Source organism: Chitinophagaceae bacterium (genome assembly GCA_016713085.1).
Lineage (GTDB): Bacteria > Bacteroidota > Bacteroidia > Chitinophagales > Chitinophagaceae > Lacibacter.
Genome location: JADJPV010000002.1, coordinates 324,263 through 343,416 on the forward strand (window position 1 = coordinate 324,263; position 19,154 = coordinate 343,416).

Genomic DNA, 19,154 nt, shown 5'->3' on the forward strand with positions numbered 1-19,154 from the left:
TCCATTGCTGCGAAGGTAGTAAACAGGCTGATAAGAGTTAGTTTTCATGCAAAGCCGCAAAGAAATGCTGAGAATATGCCATGATTAGCATGAAATCTTTGATAACCACAGCTGCCAAATAAAATTTATCTTCGCTCAAACCCCATGAAACAAAACAAACGATTGCTCGCCCTGACCATTTAAACTAAATAACCAGCATGGCTATAAGGGTAGCAATACGGCACAAGACAATTTATTCTTACGACAGGTTAGTTGCTTTGTCACCGCATGTATTTCGTCTGCGGCCTGCAGTACATTCCAGAACTCCTATTGAATCTTATTCTTTTAAGGTAGAACCCAAAGATCATTTTATTAACTGGCAGCAGGATCCCTTTGGTAATTACCAGGCACGTGTGGTATTTCCTGAAAAAGCTACCCAGCTAAAAATTGAAGTTGAAGTAATTGCCAATATGGTAAGCATCAACCCTTTCGATTTTTTTGTAGAAGAGTATGCAGAAAATTTTCCGTTTACTTACCAGGGCGAATTGCCTAAAGAACTTATTCCTTATTTAGAAATAAAAGAGCGTGGCCCGAGGCTGATGCAGTTGTTAAGCGAAATTGATACAAGCAAAAAGACCATCAATGATTTTTTGGTGTACCTCAATCAAAAATTAAATAAACTCATTAACTATTCCATTCGCATGGAAGTAGGTGTGCAAACCTGCGAAGAAACCCTAGAAAAAAAATTAGGCTCCTGTCGTGATACAGCATGGCTGTTTGTACAGCTGCTTCGCCATTTAGGATTGGCATCCCGTTTTGTATCAGGTTATTTGGTGCAGCTATCTGCCGATGAAAAATCACTGGATGGTCCATCAGGCCCCGAAAATGATTTTACCGATTTACATGCATGGGTAGAAGTATATATTCCCGGTGCTGGATGGATTGGGTTGGATGCAACCTCCGGATTGTTTGCCGGTGAAGGACATATACCACTGGCATGCACACCCGATTATGCAAGTGCTGCACCTGTTGTTGGCGCTACTGATAAATGCGAAGTAAGTTTTGAATTTGAAAATTCAGTAACAAGAATTTATGAAGATCCAAGAGTAACCAAACCATTTACTGAACAGCAGTGGCTGCAGATAAATGCAATTGGCGAACAGGTGGATGAAGATTTAACAGCTGGTGATGTGCGCATGACGATGGGTGGTGAGCCTACTTTTGTTTCTATTGATGATATGGAATCGGCACAATGGAATACGGCTGCCGATGGAAAAGAGAAAAGAGAATTATCACATGATCTTATTTTCAGATTAAGAGAAAAATTTGGCCCGGGTGGATTGATTCATTACGGTCAGGGCAAATGGTATCCCGGCGAACCATTACCAAGATGGCAATACGGATTGTTCTGGCGCAAAGATGGTTTTCCAGTTTGGAAAAATCTTGATTTGATTGCTCATGAAAAAACAAAAAGAAATATACCATCAAAGATGCCGAAGCATTTACACAGGAACTGGCCCGGCACTTAGCAGTAAGTTTGGATAATATCAGTCCGGCTTACGAAGATGTATTTTATTTTTTATGGACGGAAGGGAAAACTCCGGCTAATGTTGATCCGTTAAAAGCAAATTTAAAAGATCCATTAGAGCGGCGCACTTTAGCACAACTGCTTAACCAGGGACTTGATGAACCTGTTGGCTATGTAATACCGCTGCGCTGGAATTACTGGGATGATAAATGGTTGAGCTGTAAATGGGTGTTTAACAGGGAACATTTGTTTTTAATACCCGGTAATTCTCCTGTCGGTTTACGCTTACCGTTAGAGTCGCTGCCGGTAATACCCACAGCCCGTGTGCCGCATAAAGTAGAACGCAGTTTGTTTGAAGAACTGCCCGAGCTGGAAGATTTTCATAAAGCCATATTATGGCGTTATGGTAAAGTATTTACCAATACTGAACCTATAGCAAAACTAGCAGGGGAGAATAAAGAAAAATTTGAGAATAGAAAAGCTGGAGAAAAAAAGAAAGTTGAAGAAAAAGAACCAGAGGCAGAAATTACTCATGAAATTGAAACCATCCGCATGGCATTAAGTGTGGAAGTAAGGGATGGCGTGATCTATATTTTTCTGCCGCCGATGGATTATGTTGAACACTACTTCGACATGGTGGCTTCTATTGAAAGTACAGCGGCCAAATTAAAAATGCAGGTGCGCATTGAAGGTTACGAACCACCAAGGGATACCAGGGTTGAGCGTATGGTTATATCACCCGATCCCGGCGTGATAGAAGTAAATATTCATCCCGCAAAAAACTGGAAAGAACTTTTAGGTAATACAGATACATTATACGAACAGGCAAGATTATCACGGCTTGGTACTGAAAAATTTATGCTCGATGGAAGGCATACAGGAACCGGCGGTGGCAACCATATTACCATTGGAGCTGCAAAACCTGCTGACAGTCCGTTATTACGCCGCCCCGATTTATTACGGAGTTTAATCACATTCTGGCAGCATCATCCCGGTTTATCGTATTTATTTTCGGGAAGTTTTATTGGTCCTACCAGTCAGGCTCCCCGATTTGATGAAGGCTTTGAAGACCGCCTGTATGAAATGGAAATTGCTTTTAGCCAGGTGCCTGAAAAAGGATTCATTCCCTTTTGGATAACCGACAGAATATTCCGGCATTTACTAACTGATATTACAGGCAATACTCACCGCTCCGAATTTTGTATTGATAAATTATATTCTCCCGATTCTTCTTCGGGAAGATTAGGCATATTAGAATTCCGTGCATTTGATATGCCGCCGCATAAGCAAATGAGTTTATTGCAAATGCTGCTCATACGGGCATTGATAGCCGCATTCTGGAAAAAGCCTTACAAACATAAACTGGTACGATGGGGTACAAGTCTCTATGATAAATATTTGCTGCCGCATTATGTGCAGCAGGATATCGCTGATGTTGTTGAATATTTAAACCTGGCAGGGTATGCGTTTGATATTAACTGGTTTAAGCCCTTCTTCGAATTCCGTTTTCCGCATTACGGTTCGGTTACAGTAAAAGATATTAAAATGGAACTGCGAATGGGTATTGAACCCTGGCATGTACTGGGCGAAGAAATGAGCAGCTCAGGTACTGCACGTTTTGTAGACAGTTCATTAGAAAGAGTACAGGTAAAACTTTCCGGCATTAACGACAATCGATACATTTTACTCTGCGGCGGTGTTCGTGTACCGCTTACGTCAACAAGTGTAAAAGGCGAGTATGTTTGCGGCATCCGTTACCGTGCATGGCAACCACCGAGTGCATTACATCCTACTATTGGTGTTGACACACCGCTCACTTTTGATATTGTTGATACATGGAACGGTCGTTCTGTTGGCGGCTGCACGTATTATGTATCACACCCCGGCGGCAGAAGTTATGATACTTTTCCTGTTAATAGTTTTGAAGCCGAGAGTCGCCGCATCAGCCGCTTTGGAAATACCAGTCATACACAGGAACAACGTTTTATAACTGTGCTGTCTTCAGTAACGCAGCATTATATTGAAAATAACCGTGGTTCTTTTGTGTACGATGCACCGGCACCGGAAATTAATAATGAGTTTCCGTGTACACTTGATTTGAGGTTAAAGAAGGGAGTTGAATAAGTTAAAAAACAGATAGATGAAAGCAGCATTAAACTAATCAATTGCCCTCTATTCTTTTTACATCTACCGACACCATTAGTTCATGCGAGCTGCTGCTCATGATTACGCCTTTCAATGGAATAACATCAAAATAATCACGGCCCCAGCCGATGGTGATATATTGTTCTTTGGCTAATTGATTATTGGTAGGATCAAAATCAACCCAACCCATACCGGGAATAAATACGGCAAACCATGCATGTGAAGCATCAACACCGGTGAGTTTTTCTTTTCCTTCCGGCGCATGTGTTTCAAGGTAACCGCTTACATATCTTGCTGATAATCCTAATGATTGAACACAGGAAATAGCAAGGTGTGCAAAGTCCTGGCATACACCTTTGCGTTCTTTCATTACAACAGAAAGAGGGAGTGGAGATGGTAGTAAAGCCGGGTGTAAAACGAAAGTCGGTATAAATGCGGTTGATTAAATGATACACTGCTTCATACAATGGTTTTCCTGTTGTGAATGACAATGCTGCATAGTTTTTTATTTCATCAGTAGGAGCTGTTATTGCTGCAGGAAGAGTGAATTGTTTTTCATCGATGTATTCTCCTGTCGAAGTATGCAGAATATCTCTTACACTTTCCCAGCTTTGATTTGAAATGGCGGGTTCTGTATCAGCATTAATGATTTTTTCAATCTGCGATTTTACCGTTACAGTTAATTCTTCATGTTCCTGCTCTACTACAAAATAAAATAATTTATTACCAAAGAAATCTGTGTGCTCTTCCAGTATATCCGGCAATGGAGATATGATCATGTTCGATGACTTGCAGATTTGCTGACCCGTACTGCGAGGAGATAATGCAGCAATATTATGACATAGGCTCACCTGCTCATTGTATTTGTATTTTGTCGTATGTTCTACCGAATAAAGCATGTGAGCGGATCTGTTAAATAAGGTTCGTTGTAAATAATTGTTTTTGCGCCTGGCTGTGCCTGAAATAAGTCTTAGAAATCAAAACAGATGTGTCAGAGATCAGTTCATACAATTTATCTAAGAATTTATTCAGCTCATTAAATTCTTTGCTGTATGGATCATATTGTACTAAAGTTGCAACATCGGCCAGTTGTAATAAAGAGTCGGCTTCCTGCATATTTCGTTTTTTTTCACTCAGCTGAATATCTCTTATTTCATTTGGTAAGAGTGATACATACCGTTTTATTTTTTTAACGAGATAGGCTAATGATTTTGGATAGTTGTTGTCGAGCATCAGTAATTCAAGTGCCAATGGAAGTTGCAAATGATCCCTGTACGTATAACGGTAAGTAATGAGGCTTTGACTTGCAATCATTACCGACTCCAGTAAATCGTATTCAACCTGTTCTTCCTGTTTCTTTTGAAATAAGGCTTTTAATAAAGTGATGGTGTAAAGCGATTGCTCAATTTTTCGTCCAAGATCAAGTATGTTCCATCCCTGTTCACGCCTTACACTTTCCCTGTTCATTCCTAAAAAAGCAAACATCGAAGTGTTTAATGCATCAATGGTGTGGATCATCCGCAGATGATCTGCCTGTTTGTCTGTTTTTGCTTTGTTCCATTCCTCTTCCATTTGCAGCAGTACACGCCATGTATCCAGCGCCCAGAAATTACGCACACTGTACACCGATCTTTTTAACATGGAAATATTCTGACTGAGACTTCCATTTCTTTTTTCATTGTACAAAACATCTGTTAACTCGCCCCATGGATTGCTATAGGGGTCATTTTCTTCATCAAAGAAACCCGGGAAAGTAAACGTACACTGGGTTAATGTTTGTAACAGAAGTGTTTCAGTTGTATTGCTGTCTTCCTTAATAAACGGCTTATTGCTTTTCAGCATCTGCTGCATCACTGTTCGCTGTAATCTTGCATTATAAATTACCCGTTCGGTATAACGACCAACCCAAAAAAGATTTTCAGCTGTATGACTTGGAAGCGATCGTTTTAATTGTTTTGTTTCACGTATATCAGTATTGAGCTGCAGAAATACAGGTTGTTCCTGTTCGTCTTCGGCTGAAAGCACCCAAGTGTCTTTACTGATGCCGCCCAACTGGTTGGAGATAATAAAACTGTTTTCTACTGTGCTGTTGCGTGTCAATCCTCCGGGCATAGCAACATAACTGTTGTTATGGCTCACTAAAAAACTTCTGAAGAGTGAATGACCAGCTACGATCTTTCCATCAACCAAAGAAGGTGCTGATGAAAAATTAATTTTTTCCTGGCCAACATACAAAAAGGGATTTGCTTTTATTTGCTTTATCAATTCTTCTGCCTGTATTGCCGACAGAGAAGCCCCATCAATGGCAGAACGGGTGCCTGCCACATTTCTAAATATTTTCCGTACAACCAGTTTTTTTAAATTGGCAATTACATACTCCATTTCTTTGGGTTGTCCGCACCACCAGGTAGCAATGGTAGGCATGATCAATTCCTTTCCAAAAAAATGTTTGGCTATGGCAGGTAAAAAAGGAACAAGCCCGGCATTTTCAACAATGCTGCTGCCAAGTGGATTGGCAATAGCAACATTTCCTTTTCGTACTGCCTGCATTAAACCGGGTATACCAAGAAGAGAATCGCTTTTTAATTCCAGCGGATCACAATAAGCATCATCTAATCTGCGTAATATGACATCTACTTTTTCTAAACCCTCGATTGTTTTTACCCATACACAATTATCTTTTACCATCAGGTCGTTTCCCTGCACCAATGTAAGACCGAGATAGGCAGCGAGATAGGAATGTTCAAAATACGTTTCATTATCCGGGCCGGGTGTAAGAATAACAATACGTGGATTGCTGGTATTATGTGGAGCAATGGCTTTCAATGCCTGCTGCAGTGAATCAAAGTAGGGTGATAATCTTCTTACCTGCAAATCAGCAAATAGTTCAGGCAACACACTTGACATGGCAAACCTGTTTTCCAGTGCATAACCTGAACCTGAGGGTGCCTGTGTACGGTCACTGATGATCCAGAGTCGTCCGTCATTGCCACGGGCCATATCAGCTGCATATAAAACAAGGTGCTGAAGACCGGGTAACTGAACATTTACACAGGAACGGATAAAACCGGGATGCATGTAAATTAATTCCTGCGGTATAATTCCTTTTTTTATTAATGTTTGTGGGCCATAAATATCTTTCAGCAACAGGTTAAATAATTCAGCCCTTTGTATTAATCCTGCATTGATTGTTTCCCATTCTTTGGCAGTAATTAATTGTGGAATAGGATCCAGTTCCCAGGGGCGACTTTCACCTGATGGATCATTGTAAATATTATAGGCTACACCATTTTCTTTCAGCAGGCGCAGAATATCCGCATTCCGGTTTTGCAATTCGTTATATCCTAACTGGCCTAAGGAAGAAAAAAAGTTTGCCAGTCGGGCCTGATATTTTTTCCATCAGAAAATAATTCGTTGTAGGAACTTGGGGCCGGAATATATTGTTCGAGTAGTGTATTGACAGTTGATTGGTCGGTCATGTAGTATTAAAGCTGTTTGCAGCAATAAAAATACGAAATAAATCAGGAAGCTCTGCTTCCGGGTAAAAGCAGTTGCTGACAAGATTTACAGTAATGAGTTCACTGTTTCAGCTCAATATTTCTCGATTCAAACCATTCCTTAAATTCCTGCCCCCGTTCGCCAGCATAATTGATGCAGATTTCAGTGCCGGGTTTAATGTCTTCCAATGCAGAAAATGTAATTGTTTTTGCTTCCCTGTCCAGTACATAAGTGGCATTGGAATAAACTGCATGATTATATAATGATCCAAAACCAAGGGCAAGTGCCAGCGTATTTTCTTCTTTGTTGAAGCTGAAGAAATAGTCAACCAGTTGAGAAGCTCTTACAGTATCATAGTCTTCTGCAGGAAGCACAAGTACTGGCCTGATTTCAAACTCTTCATCTTTCGGGATGAGTTGTTTGCAAAAAACACCCCTGTCTTTGCCTTTTATTTCTTTTATGAATAGTTGCTTTTTCATACAGTTGATGCAGGTGGAAAATAGACAGGAGTTTCATCATCAGGGTTGCCATTATAATTCAAGGTAATTTCATCACCTGACTGAATGGGTTTACAGGCAGTAATTTTTAAAGTAGCATCTTTTAATGAAATGCTGTACACTGCATTTGCTTTGTATGAATGATTATAAAGAGAAGTGTAACCCAATCCTAATACAACGGGAGACTGCTCATCCTTTACAAGAAAGTAATAATGAAACAGGGAGGTGGAGTAAAGAAACTCTTTGTCTGTTTTTTTTAGTAAGATAACAGGAGCAGTTTCTATAACAGTTCCTGTCTTAAATGCTTTAGAAGCAAATACTCCCCGCTGATGCAGGGTGCTTTGCTTTATTTCAATACCATCGGGTAGAGAAATTTCTTTCTTCCTGAAAAAGACTGACATTAATGTTTGTCGGGTTTTGTTACAGAGGTTTCTTTTAAAGGAACCACATTCGTTTTTTTGATGGAACCGATCTTGGTAATTTTGTCTGTTTTTTTAATGGTTGCTGTTCCCGGGTCTTTAATAGGCACATTCTGTACAACCGGTTTTATGGTTTGTGTTGTTGGCGCAGTTGTTTCCTTCTTTACTGTTGGAGTGGTTTGTGCTTTTACGCCAGCAAAAATTAACAGGGAACTGAATAATGCAATTACTTTTTTCATGTGAGGAATTATTAATGATGAGATGAGTATTAATTGTGTGATTAAAAATTTGTCCACGAGCCGCCGGTTTCTGCATCATAGCCAAACTTGTTTGAAACGCTTGGAGCACCTGTTTTACCTGTTTGATAGTAAGTCCACCCGATTCTTGTTGCCTGCAGACTTACAGTAGTTGTCATTACACCATTACAGCCCATTGCTTCTGCACAGGACAGTACCCTGATTTTTTCCATTTTAATAAAGTATACAGGTTGTGGAGTATAAGCTCCATTGATCGTCTGCATTACATTTACCTGTCCGTTCATCAGAAACTCCCCATTCGCCAATGCTCTTTTTAAATCGGCGGATGCACCTGTAATGTTCATGGTGAAACTAAACTGTGTGTTGCTTTTACCTCCTGAACTTGTAGAAAGGCCCTGCATCCATTTTTCAAAACCTTTTGTTACCGCATCGCCATTAACCTGTTTGCCATTTGCATCAGTAAGTCTGATGTACACATCCTGTTTTTGAGCAGTTGCAAAAAAAGGGATTAAGAAAAGGAGGAAGATAATTGTACGCATAAGTGTTGATTTGTTTTATTAGTGTTGTTTGTGATTTTTTTTGATAAAAGCTATTTGCATGTCTATATTTATTTTTTTACTGGTTGTACAACATCTTTCCCTGTCATATTTTTCAACGTAGTAAAATCAACGGCTTTTATAATGTCATTCCTGAATTTTGTTGCAATCGGATTCTGATCGTTCCATCTTATATATACCCAGAAAAACTGTGCTGTTGACCTTGCCAGTTTTTTATTGAAATAGTCTGGGTTTGGTTTGATCAGTATTTTTCTGAAAGGGTCTTCAGCAGTTGTAAAGAGATAAGACAAGTGATCTTGAGGGTCATCCTTTACAATCGCATGCTGGCTCAATTCCTCAGCAGACATTTTAAGCTGAGCATCAATTTTATCAAATGCAGGCCTGAAACTTTTTTCATTTTCTGCCAGCAATTTTTCATACCTGGCTTTAATCTGCAGGTAATCCATTTTCATGTACTTATTTAATTTGGCTGGATCGTTTTTATACTCTTGTTCTTTATACTTTTTTTCAATCTCAATGTTCTTAAGATTGTCTTTAAATCCTTCTGAAGCTATATTCATCTGAGCGAATAGCGCCAGCCTTCTTTTTTTCAGGAACTCTTTTTTGGTGACATATGTGTAAGGAAGTTTTCCATCATAGGTAATGAGCCACATAATGCGTTTACCCGTCATGCCAAAGCCAAGTGGGGCATCTGCTTCTTTAAAATACCAGTATCCATCTTTTTCAACCGGCATGTTATACATCACATTAAATCCTTCCATCAATAATCTGTCGCCCTGGGCCGTATCATATATTTCAGAATCGAAGATGTTGGAATTGATGGAAAAATATGTGGATGTTTCATGCTCTGTTTTAATCGTGTTTCCATCGCAGTAATAGTTTAATGGGATGATACTGTAGATATAGCTGTTACAGGGCATGTATGGTTCAGCCCTGTTATAGCCGCCATTAAAATTGGCATGCACACCCATGGGCGAATATGTTGATTTGATCATTGCATGTATGGCAGCTACATTTTTTTTCTCCCTTGCAAAATCAGCTGCGGTTATTCCTGAAGAGCCACCACTGCTTTCTTTCCATACACCCGGTTTTTCGAGCAGGGATGCTTCGGTGCAATTCTGTGCAGCAGTACTGAATGCAGCAAAAACCATTAAGAGTAGAAGGCCGTATTTCATTTTTTCAGTTTAAACATTTACATCTGCTCAGTTACATTTCATTTTAAAGCGAATCGGTTTGGTTTCTATCACTCAATCTTTCCATAAGCTTTGTCATCAAGCCATAAAATCCGGAAACCTTTTATAGAGGAGAAATAGGCATTGAATGTTCTTGGCTTTCCTTCCATATCAGAAAATGAAATCTGCCAGTTACTGGGTAACGAGAATCTTCCATTTGATTTTACACTTTGAAATTTAATATTACCAACCATGCCACTGGCAACACCCAAATCCCATTTATATGTATTACCCGCTGTAAACAGAAAATTTTCTGCAGATGCATGTGTTGCCGTACCTGCATCAAAACCTGTATTGACATTTACATACTGAACGGATCCGCTGAAATTATTTGTCCATTTACCTGTAAGGTCAGAAGCTGCAATGGCAAACCTGTTACGAAATGCCATGTTCTCCATCTTCTCCCAGCCATAGGTTGTTTGATGATAGGCCCCGAATTCCTGTTCAAACGAATTTTTATCAGGTGTAATAAATTCCAGGTATCTTCCACTTCCATTGGAGTAATTCATTTTGAATAACACAACATGCACCGTTCTGCTGGTCCCATTTTCTGTCAAATCAGCTTCTGCAAATTCAATGGACTGCCATCCGGTAAGTGGCTTAAACTCAAAATTTGAGGCACTGCTGTACCGGGAGCTACTAAAATATTCCAGGCATTTTTTAATCCATCCATCAAAACAGAGTTATATGCATCAGCCTGTTTGTTTGGATAATGAATTAAAACCCTTGTTGTTCCTTTTGTTACTTCCACCCAATTTTCCTGTACTGTAGCTGTCCATCCATCATCAAAGTTGGTAGTGTTAAATGCAAAGCCGGAATTTGTAACGGGTGTTGTTGGCTGTTGCACAACTTCAGTTTGGTTAGTCTGAACAACTTCCGGCTGGTTGGTTTGAACAACTGTGTTTGTTGTTTGCTGTGTTTGATTTGTTTCTGTTGGTGCAGTTTGAATTGTGCCTGTAGTGTTTCCGCCTCCGTTTTGAACAGGAGCAGAAGCAGCTTCAGCAAAATACAACCCTGTCTCTTTTGCATTCATTGAGAAATACATAATGAGATTGCGGTTATCTTTTTGCAGCCAGGCATACTTGTTATCTCCTTCTATGACTGAAACAGCCCATCCCTGGTCAGAAAGATTCTTTACCAGTGAATCTGCATTAAATCCACCGGCAGCAGCGGGAGGTAACAGCAGCACTTCAGGAGAAGATAATGAGACATTGGCTTTCTTACTTTCCATTTCCAGTAAGATCTTTGCTCCGGCCACACTTAACATGCGGCTATCCTGTTTACTTCCGTTTGGTAAACTGATACCTGTTAATGATGATTGACTGATGGGGGTCATTTTTTTTTGCGCAAATGAATTTGTTACTAAAAAAAAGAATAATAAGAAGAAAATATTTTTAAGCATTTTATTACGTTTAATTTTATTTAGCTAATCCATATTTTGTATATATCCCCGAACCGGGGTAATCAGCATCCAACAGGTTTAATATTCTTGCCCCTTTTATGCAAGACCAAAATGCATGATAAGTTCTTGGTCTTGTTTCAATCATTGAAAAATGAACCTGCCAGTTATTAGGCACAGTAAGTTTGCCGTTCGATTTTACTTCGTTAAACTTTGCATTGCCCACCATCCCATTAACTACCAGTAATTTCCAACTATAAGTACTCCAATCTTTAAAAATAAATTCTTCATTTGACTGGTTCATGTTCATGCCTGCATATTGCCCTGTATACACATTATACATTTGCTGTATGCCGGTAAAATCACTTGTCCATTTTCCTTTGAAATCGGAAGTTGCTAGTGCAAATTTGTTGTAAACGGTCATGTTTGCCAATGGAATCATCAAGTCAGAATTACTGTCCCATCGTATTGTTTCAGGATCAAATTTATATTGCTGGATAAAGGTGTTCTTGTCAGGAGAAATAAACTCTATCCAAACCTGATCCTGACGAAAGAAAACAATAGAGACGTTTTTTCCTGTAGCATTTTCAGTTGCATTGCCCATGCCAAGGTAAGGCCTGTTGTATGTACTGATGTATGCGGTTTTATAGTTAGTCAGGTTTTTGTAACGTGGAGCTACTAAAATATTCCATGCTGCATTCGTCAGTGGTTCCGGGTCAGCAGGAAATATTGTCCCGTCTTTAGGATAATGCAGTAATACTTTCATAGTTCCTTTTGTTACTTCCACCCAGTCTTCCTGTACGGTACTTGTCCAACCATCATCAAAGTTGGTGGTAGAAAAAGCAAAGCCGGAATTTGTAACAGAAGGAGTGGGCTGGGTAACTTTTTGCTTTGCCGGTTCTTTTTGTATTTCTGTGTGTAGTATTCCCTGTGGCCCATATGTTTGTTGCGGAACGACTTCCGGTTTTATTAAAGTGGCGGATGCCAGGAAAGCTTCAATATCCCTTATATAATCCTGGCTGTTGGTTGTAACAACAATACTCATGCATCGCTCAAATCCACTCATGGTTGTAAGTAAAGCTGTTGCAGTACTGTTATTAAAGGTGAATTCTGCCGCACCATTTTTTATCTTCCATCCATTTACCTCCTGTATTTCATTCAGCTGGGGTGCTACGGAAGGGTTGTAATTTTTTACAATCAAATTCTGCCATTCACTTTTAAAGTCCTGCTCAATACTTCCTTTGCTTACGGTACTTTTTACAACGTTAATCCGACACCAACTGTTATTCTTTTTATTTATGACAGTAAAGCTTATGATAGTCTCTGTTGCATCCCTGCTCCAGCCTTTGGGCGGAGAGTAAGTAACAAGATCAAAGGTTTCTTTTTGTGCAAAAGATGCCAAAGTACATATGCACAGGAAGCTAAGAAGAAATAGTTTTTTCATGCCTTTTGATATTCAGTAAAACTAATCCTGATTTCTGCCTCCGGTAATCCTGTAAAACAGGGATTTTTTCGGGTATCCTATTAATTCTTTACAATTTTTACATTTCCCATGTATATTTTAATATTATCAGCGTCACTGGTACTGTTTTTCCAGAAAATGGTATTGAATTTTGTTCCTTCCGGTAATCCGCAGGTAACACATTTGCCGCCATAAGCTAATTTGAAATCTGTTGAAATGGCCACCTGTTTATTGTTGATTAAAACGGCAAGTACTCCTGATGTTACTTTTATTGATACATGCACTTTTGTTTTCTTATTTGAGAATTCAGTCAACGGGTATTCAAAGAAAATGCCTTCAGAAAAATTTTGTTTATTGTTTGTAGGAACTGAACTGATATTTATCCTTAATATACCCATATAGTTATTGCTGTTGTAAGCTGCTTCGTTGCCGGAAATAACATCGATACTTACCCTTGTGCCATTACCGCCATTCGATTCATTACCGTTTGTATTGGCAACTCTTGAATTTAAGACGAGGGTGGCCGCACCACCTGTACGTGAAGAAAATTCGCCATCGGTAAGAATATCATATTCAAGTGTGAAATTTTCAGGGATCGGTTTTTTCAGCAGGGAAGGAGTTACAGAATTATTGTAACCCAATTGCAGCCACATCCCAGGTTGATTTTTTACTGAGGTAATAATGGAATGTTTACCATACTTGTTGAAAAACCAGTTGGCCGGATCAGCACCTTCACTGCCAGATGAAAAATCATCAAAGAAAAAAGTATTCGCCGGTAACCCAACAGGTTTTGTTGCAGGATGAACAGACGAGGTGTTTTTTTTACGGTAACCATTCAATCTTGCAATTAACTGGTCTTCATTCGCCGGTTTATAAGGGATGCCTTTTACTTTTTCAGGATCAAAGAAATAATTGTACGCATATTCGTAATTAAAATTCTGAGATAATGCAGTGTACATTTCATATAACTGGTTGCCTTTTTCTTTTGTTTGAAAAGGGAAGGCTACAGCAATCCATTGAGGTGTATCGCTTTGTAATTTTGCATATAAGGCAGGGTCAACTCTGTACACATTGAAGCCCTGGTTCAAGGCTTTTTCCGCTTTATCAATTTTGAAAATGTCGGGATCCAATTCAAAGCTGTACATGGTAGGTTGCATGGCTCTTATTACTGCCGGTTCATTCAAACTGCTTTGATGCCGCTCTCTTAATTTTTGAATATTGTTCCTGTATTTTTCAATCGTTTTTTTGCGGATAACCAATACTTCATCCTGCGTTTTTTTATTTCCAGGCCATTTTTCCTGTACATCTTTCATTTCATAAGTCCATTGTTTATCAAGTGCCTCCTCTGCCTGTTGTAACAGTTCCCCTTTGGTTACTGCAATAAATGGAAGTTTATTGTTGGGAGTTAAATAAACGCTTTGCCAGTCGTTGATCCAGGTAATGTATTTATAAGCGTTCGGATGAATTCTCGGATCAGCCTTTTTACCATACTCCATAAACTGCGAATTGGCTGCATAGCCGTTGGGTTGCATGGTAAAGTAATACTCATTTGGTTTTTGCAGGTAAGGAATTGTATAACTGCCAAATATCCTGTTTGCTGCAATCCAGAAAGGTGTATTTTCTTCAGGTATTGGTCTGAAGTTCCCGTTAGGTTCTGTCCACTGGTTATCATGGCTTACATTCCATACATAACAGAGCACACCGTAACCCAGTTTATCAATATAACGGCTGGATGTTCCGAGGCCGCCCACCGGTGTGTAGCTTTTCTTCATCCACTCCAGCATTTTATTTACATGTACTTCTCTTTTTTTGCCAATTGCGTCTGTTTGCGGTTTCAGGTGATCGAATTTATTATTGCTCCACCATCCAATTACACTGTCCTGTATTCGTTGCTCGGGTGTTAGCTGCGCTGATATATTACCAACTAAGAAAAGAAAGCTGCAAATAGTAATACCCACTTCATAGATAATAAATATTTACTCTTTTGTAATTTTAATATTGCTGATATAAAATTTATCATTCTCTGATGAATTACCTGCGCAATCAAATGACAGGGCATTAAATAAATGCATCAGTGGTATTGCTTTTTCATACTCAGCAATTTTATTACTATTGATAAATACCTGCAGGGTTTCATCAGTTTTCTTAATGGTTACTGTAATGCGGTTATTTTTTTTGTTATTGGAAAAGTCAGGTGCTGTATACCATTTGGAACTATTTGAATAACCCGGAGGTGAAGGAAATTTTGTTTCCAGCGTTGCTTCACCATCCCTGCCGTCAAAGCCGGGACGAAGTTTTAACTTAATATATGATTCGGCATTGCCGGGTGATGTTTCTTTTGACAGTTGCATGGTTAATCCCTTTGCGCCCCACGTAAAGTTTTGCGGTACAGCAATGTCATAAGTCAATGTGAAATTTTGAGGTAATGGTTTTTTTAATAAATCAGCGTTAATGTAATGACCTCTTAGCTCAACCCAGTTTCCATCTAATCCAACCGGGTTGGTTACAATAGCTGTAGTTCCCGAATTGGCAAATTTCGCCTGCCAGCCAATTGGTTTTTTGCCGGGCGCAGTTGTTGAAAAATCTTCAAAGAAATGAATGTTTTTGTCCGCCCTATTTTTTTTAACTGCTTCCGATGCTTCAGTAACTGCTGCGGCTTCTTTGTATAATGGCGAACGGAGTGGTTTATAAGTTTGCCCCTTTACTTTTTCCGGGTTAAAGAAATAGTTATAGACATATTCAAAATTGAAATTGTTCAGTATTGATTCGTGTAAGTGTAGGTGAAAAGATTGGTTTTCCATTCCCCAACTCCACCTGATAACAATCCATTGTGGCTGGTCGGTTTTGCAAAGCTCCCTGGTTGACTTTTTAATTTTAAAATGGGAAAGGTGGTTTGTGTTTCATTTTTATCGAACAGATCAACATAACCTGCTGTTGCATTTATAAAATCATAAAGGTTCATTTGGTTTTTGCCCAGTTTCAATTCAGCAATGTCATTCCATTTATTTTTATACTTTTCTTTCAGCCTGGCAAGGTTGTTTTGGGCTTTTAAATAATTTTCTGCTGTTACCTTTTCAATGTTTTGCCAAAAAGGGAATTGCCTTTCAGCTTCTGTAAAAAACTCACCAATCGTTATTTTTTCAAAAGGCAGTTCTTTGTCCTTTGTCATAATAACTACGAACTGAGGATATTCGATACCAGATTGTGGCGGTATTAAAAAATGCCTGTATGCTTTAATGTTTTTGTGGTTGTCGAAACCCAATAAATTACTTTTGATTTTGTCATCCGGATTATATCCTTTTGAATGATTCTTAAAATCTGTTATAATAAAATAGTATTCGTTGGTAGTTGAAATAAAAGATACCGGTTCGCTGATGTATTGGAGTTGATTGACCTCAATTTGCCAATATTCTCCATGCCCGGTTTGGGGTATAAATTTTCCATTTGCATCTTTTTCAAAAACATGTGGACTTTTGTCTGCGCACCATACATAAGTGGCAGGGCTTGTGCATGCATGTTAATTGCATTGCCCATCAGACTGTTTGTGCCGCTGAATTTGGGTATAGCATTTTGATAATAAGTCGCATTACCCAGGCAGCCTCTTGGCACATAAGATTGCTGCATCCATTCTACAAATTGCTGGCAGTAGCCAATTTGTTTGGCACTGTAAACTCTATCGCCAAGTTGTTTACCTTTTGGCGCTGTTGTATGTTTCCGAATTTCCATCCAGCCAATATCTATATCGGCAATACTTTCGAGTTTGAAACCAATGCGGTCAACATATACCGGCTGTGCCTGTGAAGTGACGGCAACTGCAATGAGTGCAAGGAAAATTATTTTATTCATTTTAGTCGGTTTTATCAAAATTTACTTCGTTTGTTTTTTGATTTTACTAATCACCTGCCTCTTGCACAGGAATTTGCCTGATGCACTTTCACCTGTTTTAAAAGAAGTTTTACCATTCAGTTATTTTAATGCCTTTCAAAGTGCCAATATTTCCCTTCACAGAACCCTTTCCGCTAATGATGCTGATTCGGCCTTCCACACCTGCTTCAACAGTAGTGGGAAAAGCATCTTTCCCTCCTATACCAATTCCTGGTGAACCCGACTTATCGTCCTCATCCATTATGCCTGTACCTGCACCCACCTTAGCTTCTCCAATTAGCACTACATCCTCTATGCCTTGCGGCCCAAATTCAAATTCAATCCCTCCACCAACTTTGGCTTCCACTTTCAACGGGCCTGCTTTTAAATCTTTTCCAGCTTCGGCGCTTATTTTGTAAGTGCTGCTGATATAGGTATCACCCTCTGCACGTTCAAAATCATCTTTTCTTACATAGCTTAGAAACAAAAAATCAAATTCACTGGTCATGCGGCTGCAGTTGTTTGTAAACTTTATTATTTTTAAATCCATGGTATCATTGTACTGGCATGCCACATCATCAAACTTTGAAAGCTTGCCTGTTTTTCCCACTGGCGGCTTTGCGCATTTGTATTTAGTTATTGATTCAAATGAAAATGGAGATTCGGCAGTAAGTGCACCCAACCAGGCAATTTTAGCTTCCAGTTTATGGGCTTCAAATTTTTCAGGCCACTCAGAATACATTTGCCAGTGTGTTGTTTCATTCAGGTACTTTTTTTGTATTTCGAGATATTCTTTGAGGAAGGTTTCTACTGTTCCATTATAAGCACTCAGGTATTTATCGCTGGTTTCTTTATACCGGGGACAAAAATCTTTGTTGGGTAAACCTTCACCGGTTTGTTCCAGGTCTTCTTCCCTCAGTTTTTCCATAGTAGCATCATACTCTCTCTTTAACAGCACGGCTGTTCCGGTGAAAAATGCAGTTGTTTTTTCCACAAACCTGGCCATTCTGCGTGTGTATTCATCCTTTACTTCATTTTGTTTAAGATATGCTGCGCTGGCATGCATTGGCACTAATGTAAGTACACCCTGTGGGCTGCCTGCATTTACAGATGCTTTTACCATAGCAATATTTTCGTTTGATCTTTTCTGCTGCATATCCATCGCCAGTTGCCACGCAGCTTTCAACCTGGTTTTTAAAGCGGCTGCCTGTTCTTTTAATTGCTGGCGGTAAGCTGCCCATACAGATTCCATAGCAATACATTCGTCAACTGATTTTGGAAAAGGAGGCGCTGCAAAACCACCAAGATTTAAAGGGTCTGCTTTCGTGTTTTTGGGAAGCGAAACTTCTTTGTCAGTAAGTTTATGTCCCATCTTGCGTAAACGGTCTTCTTTCTCTTTAGAATAAGAATGAAGAATTGATTTTTTTACAAGAGTAACTGCTTCCGTTTTATTGCCCTTGCTTTCTTCAATAAATGATTTTGTATAAGTAGCCTGTGGATGATAAGCGTATATCCGGATTGCGCTGTCTAAATATTTTTCTGCTTTTGCAATGTCACCCAGGCCAAACCAGGCCTGCCCGAGGTTGTTGAGTAAGGTACTGTTTTGGGGAAATTTTGTATTGAGATTATTAAGAATGGGAATAGCTAATTGTTGTACACCTAACATGGACAGCATGGAACCATAATTGCTGAGGTTATCTGTATTAGTGGGGTCATCTGCACAAATTTTTCCCAATGTATAATAAGCAATTTCGGGCTTGCCGGCTATCCATAATCCTGTGGCCATGTTGCCTGCTTCAGCACTGTTTTTACTTTTTGATTTGATATAAGTGTAAATTTTATCTGCCATGTTTTTTACTTCCGGTTTCAGCAGTGTGGCCGCTTTATTTTGAATGGAAGTAATATATGCACCCATACGGCCATCGGTTACAGTTTTGGGTATGGCTGCTATTCTATCCACATCTTTTTTAGGAACAATTCTGTTTTCATTTTCTGTTGCTTCTTTCAGTTGCTGATCACTCACCTTCGGCACATTTTTAAACGATGGCCTCTTGATACCCATGCTGTCCATCATCCGCAATGTTTCCGGATCCATATTGTCCATTTCCATTTGTGCCTCTTTCATCATCTTCTCCATTTCTGTTTGAGGCTTTTCTTTTGGCTTTGGTTTGGGCTTTACCTGCGCAAGACTGTTTGTTGTAAAAGCCAGCAAAGAAATTGTGCTGAAAAGAAGGAAACACTTTTTCATGGTGAATTTATTTTTCAGATTAAAAGTAACGGCAAACAGCAGGGTTACCTATCCCTTAAAAACAGGATA

The 19,154-nt window shown here is 39.3% G+C and carries 14 protein-coding genes and 2 pseudogenes; 1 reads left to right on the plus strand and 15 read right to left on the minus strand.

The genetic code is table 11. The features are described from left to right. The first annotated feature begins 197 nt into the window (after positions 1 to 197). Positions 198 to 3,631 (plus strand): annotated as a pseudogene (locus tag IPK31_13995) (transglutaminase family protein). Positions 3,632 to 3,668: 37 nt separating this feature from the next. Here the strand turns inward: IPK31_13995 and IPK31_14000 are convergent. The 15 genes and pseudogenes from IPK31_14000 to IPK31_14070 all read right to left on the minus strand — a co-directional run bounded on the left by IPK31_14000 (position 3,669) and on the right by IPK31_14070 (position 19,085). Continuing rightward, positions 3,669 to 4,551 (minus strand): annotated as a pseudogene (locus IPK31_14000) (transglutaminase family protein). A 13-nt stretch (positions 4,552 to 4,564) separates the two neighbouring features. After that, positions 4,565 to 6,985: a circularly permuted type 2 ATP-grasp protein gene (locus IPK31_14005; GenBank protein ID MBK8088952.1), complete on the minus strand. Its 2,421-nt coding sequence runs from the start codon at positions 6,983 to 6,985 to the stop codon at positions 4,565 to 4,567. 245 nt (positions 6,986 to 7,230) lie between these two features. Beyond that, a complete protein-coding gene (locus IPK31_14010; GenBank protein MBK8088953.1) occupies positions 7,231 to 7,629 on the minus strand; it encodes an SET domain-containing protein-lysine N-methyltransferase in 399 nt (132 codons plus the stop codon). Beyond that, entirely contained in the window at positions 7,626 to 8,048 is a 423-nt protein-coding gene (locus IPK31_14015; GenBank protein MBK8088954.1) for an SET domain-containing protein-lysine N-methyltransferase, read from the minus strand. The genes IPK31_14010 and IPK31_14015 overlap by 4 nt, the downstream gene beginning before the upstream one ends. Further along, positions 8,048 to 8,305, minus strand: a complete 258-nt coding sequence (locus IPK31_14020; protein ID MBK8088955.1) for a hypothetical protein — start codon at positions 8,303 to 8,305, stop codon at positions 8,048 to 8,050. Before IPK31_14020 ends, IPK31_14015 begins: the two co-directional genes overlap by 1 nt. A 41-nt stretch (positions 8,306 to 8,346) precedes the next feature. Beyond that, complete coding sequence (locus IPK31_14025; GenBank protein MBK8088956.1) at positions 8,347 to 8,862, minus strand: type VI secretion system tube protein Hcp; 516 nt, start codon at positions 8,860 to 8,862, stop codon at positions 8,347 to 8,349. A gap of 68 nt (positions 8,863 to 8,930) precedes the next feature. Next, positions 8,931 to 10,055, minus strand: a complete 1,125-nt coding sequence (locus IPK31_14030) for a hypothetical protein (protein ID MBK8088957.1) — start codon at positions 10,053 to 10,055, stop codon at positions 8,931 to 8,933. Positions 10,056 to 10,123: 68 nt separating this feature from the next. Continuing rightward, positions 10,124 to 10,669, minus strand: a complete 546-nt coding sequence (locus IPK31_14035) for a hypothetical protein (protein ID MBK8088958.1) — start codon at positions 10,667 to 10,669, stop codon at positions 10,124 to 10,126. Next, positions 10,666 to 11,514, minus strand: a complete 849-nt coding sequence (locus tag IPK31_14040) for a hypothetical protein (GenBank protein MBK8088959.1) — start codon at positions 11,512 to 11,514, stop codon at positions 10,666 to 10,668. Before IPK31_14040 ends, IPK31_14035 begins: the two co-directional genes overlap by 4 nt. Positions 11,515 to 11,530: 16 nt before the next feature. Continuing rightward, a complete protein-coding gene (locus IPK31_14045; GenBank protein ID MBK8088960.1) occupies positions 11,531 to 12,913 on the minus strand; it encodes a hypothetical protein in 1,383 nt (460 codons plus the stop codon). Between the two features lie 122 nt (positions 12,914 to 13,035). Further along, entirely contained in the window at positions 13,036 to 14,931 is a 1,896-nt protein-coding gene (locus tag IPK31_14050; GenBank protein ID MBK8088961.1) for a hypothetical protein, read from the minus strand. An 18-nt stretch (positions 14,932 to 14,949) separates the two neighbouring features. After that, positions 14,950 to 15,774 (minus strand): hypothetical protein, encoded by an 825-nt coding sequence (locus IPK31_14055; protein ID MBK8088962.1) that lies wholly within the window; start codon positions 15,772 to 15,774, stop codon positions 14,950 to 14,952. Continuing rightward, positions 15,729 to 16,142, minus strand: coding sequence for a hypothetical protein (locus IPK31_14060; protein ID MBK8088963.1), 414 nt, complete (start codon positions 16,140 to 16,142; stop codon positions 15,729 to 15,731). The genes IPK31_14055 and IPK31_14060 overlap by 46 nt, the downstream gene beginning before the upstream one ends. 152 nt (positions 16,143 to 16,294) lie before the next feature. Beyond that, entirely contained in the window at positions 16,295 to 16,819 is a 525-nt protein-coding gene (locus tag IPK31_14065; protein MBK8088964.1) for a hypothetical protein, read from the minus strand. Between the two features lie 109 nt (positions 16,820 to 16,928). After that, positions 16,929 to 19,085 carry a hypothetical protein gene (locus tag IPK31_14070; protein ID MBK8088965.1) on the minus strand — a complete coding sequence of 719 codons (2,157 nt, stop codon included), beginning with the start codon at positions 19,083 to 19,085 and terminating at the stop codon, positions 16,929 to 16,931. Positions 19,086 to 19,154: the final 69 nt, after the last annotated feature.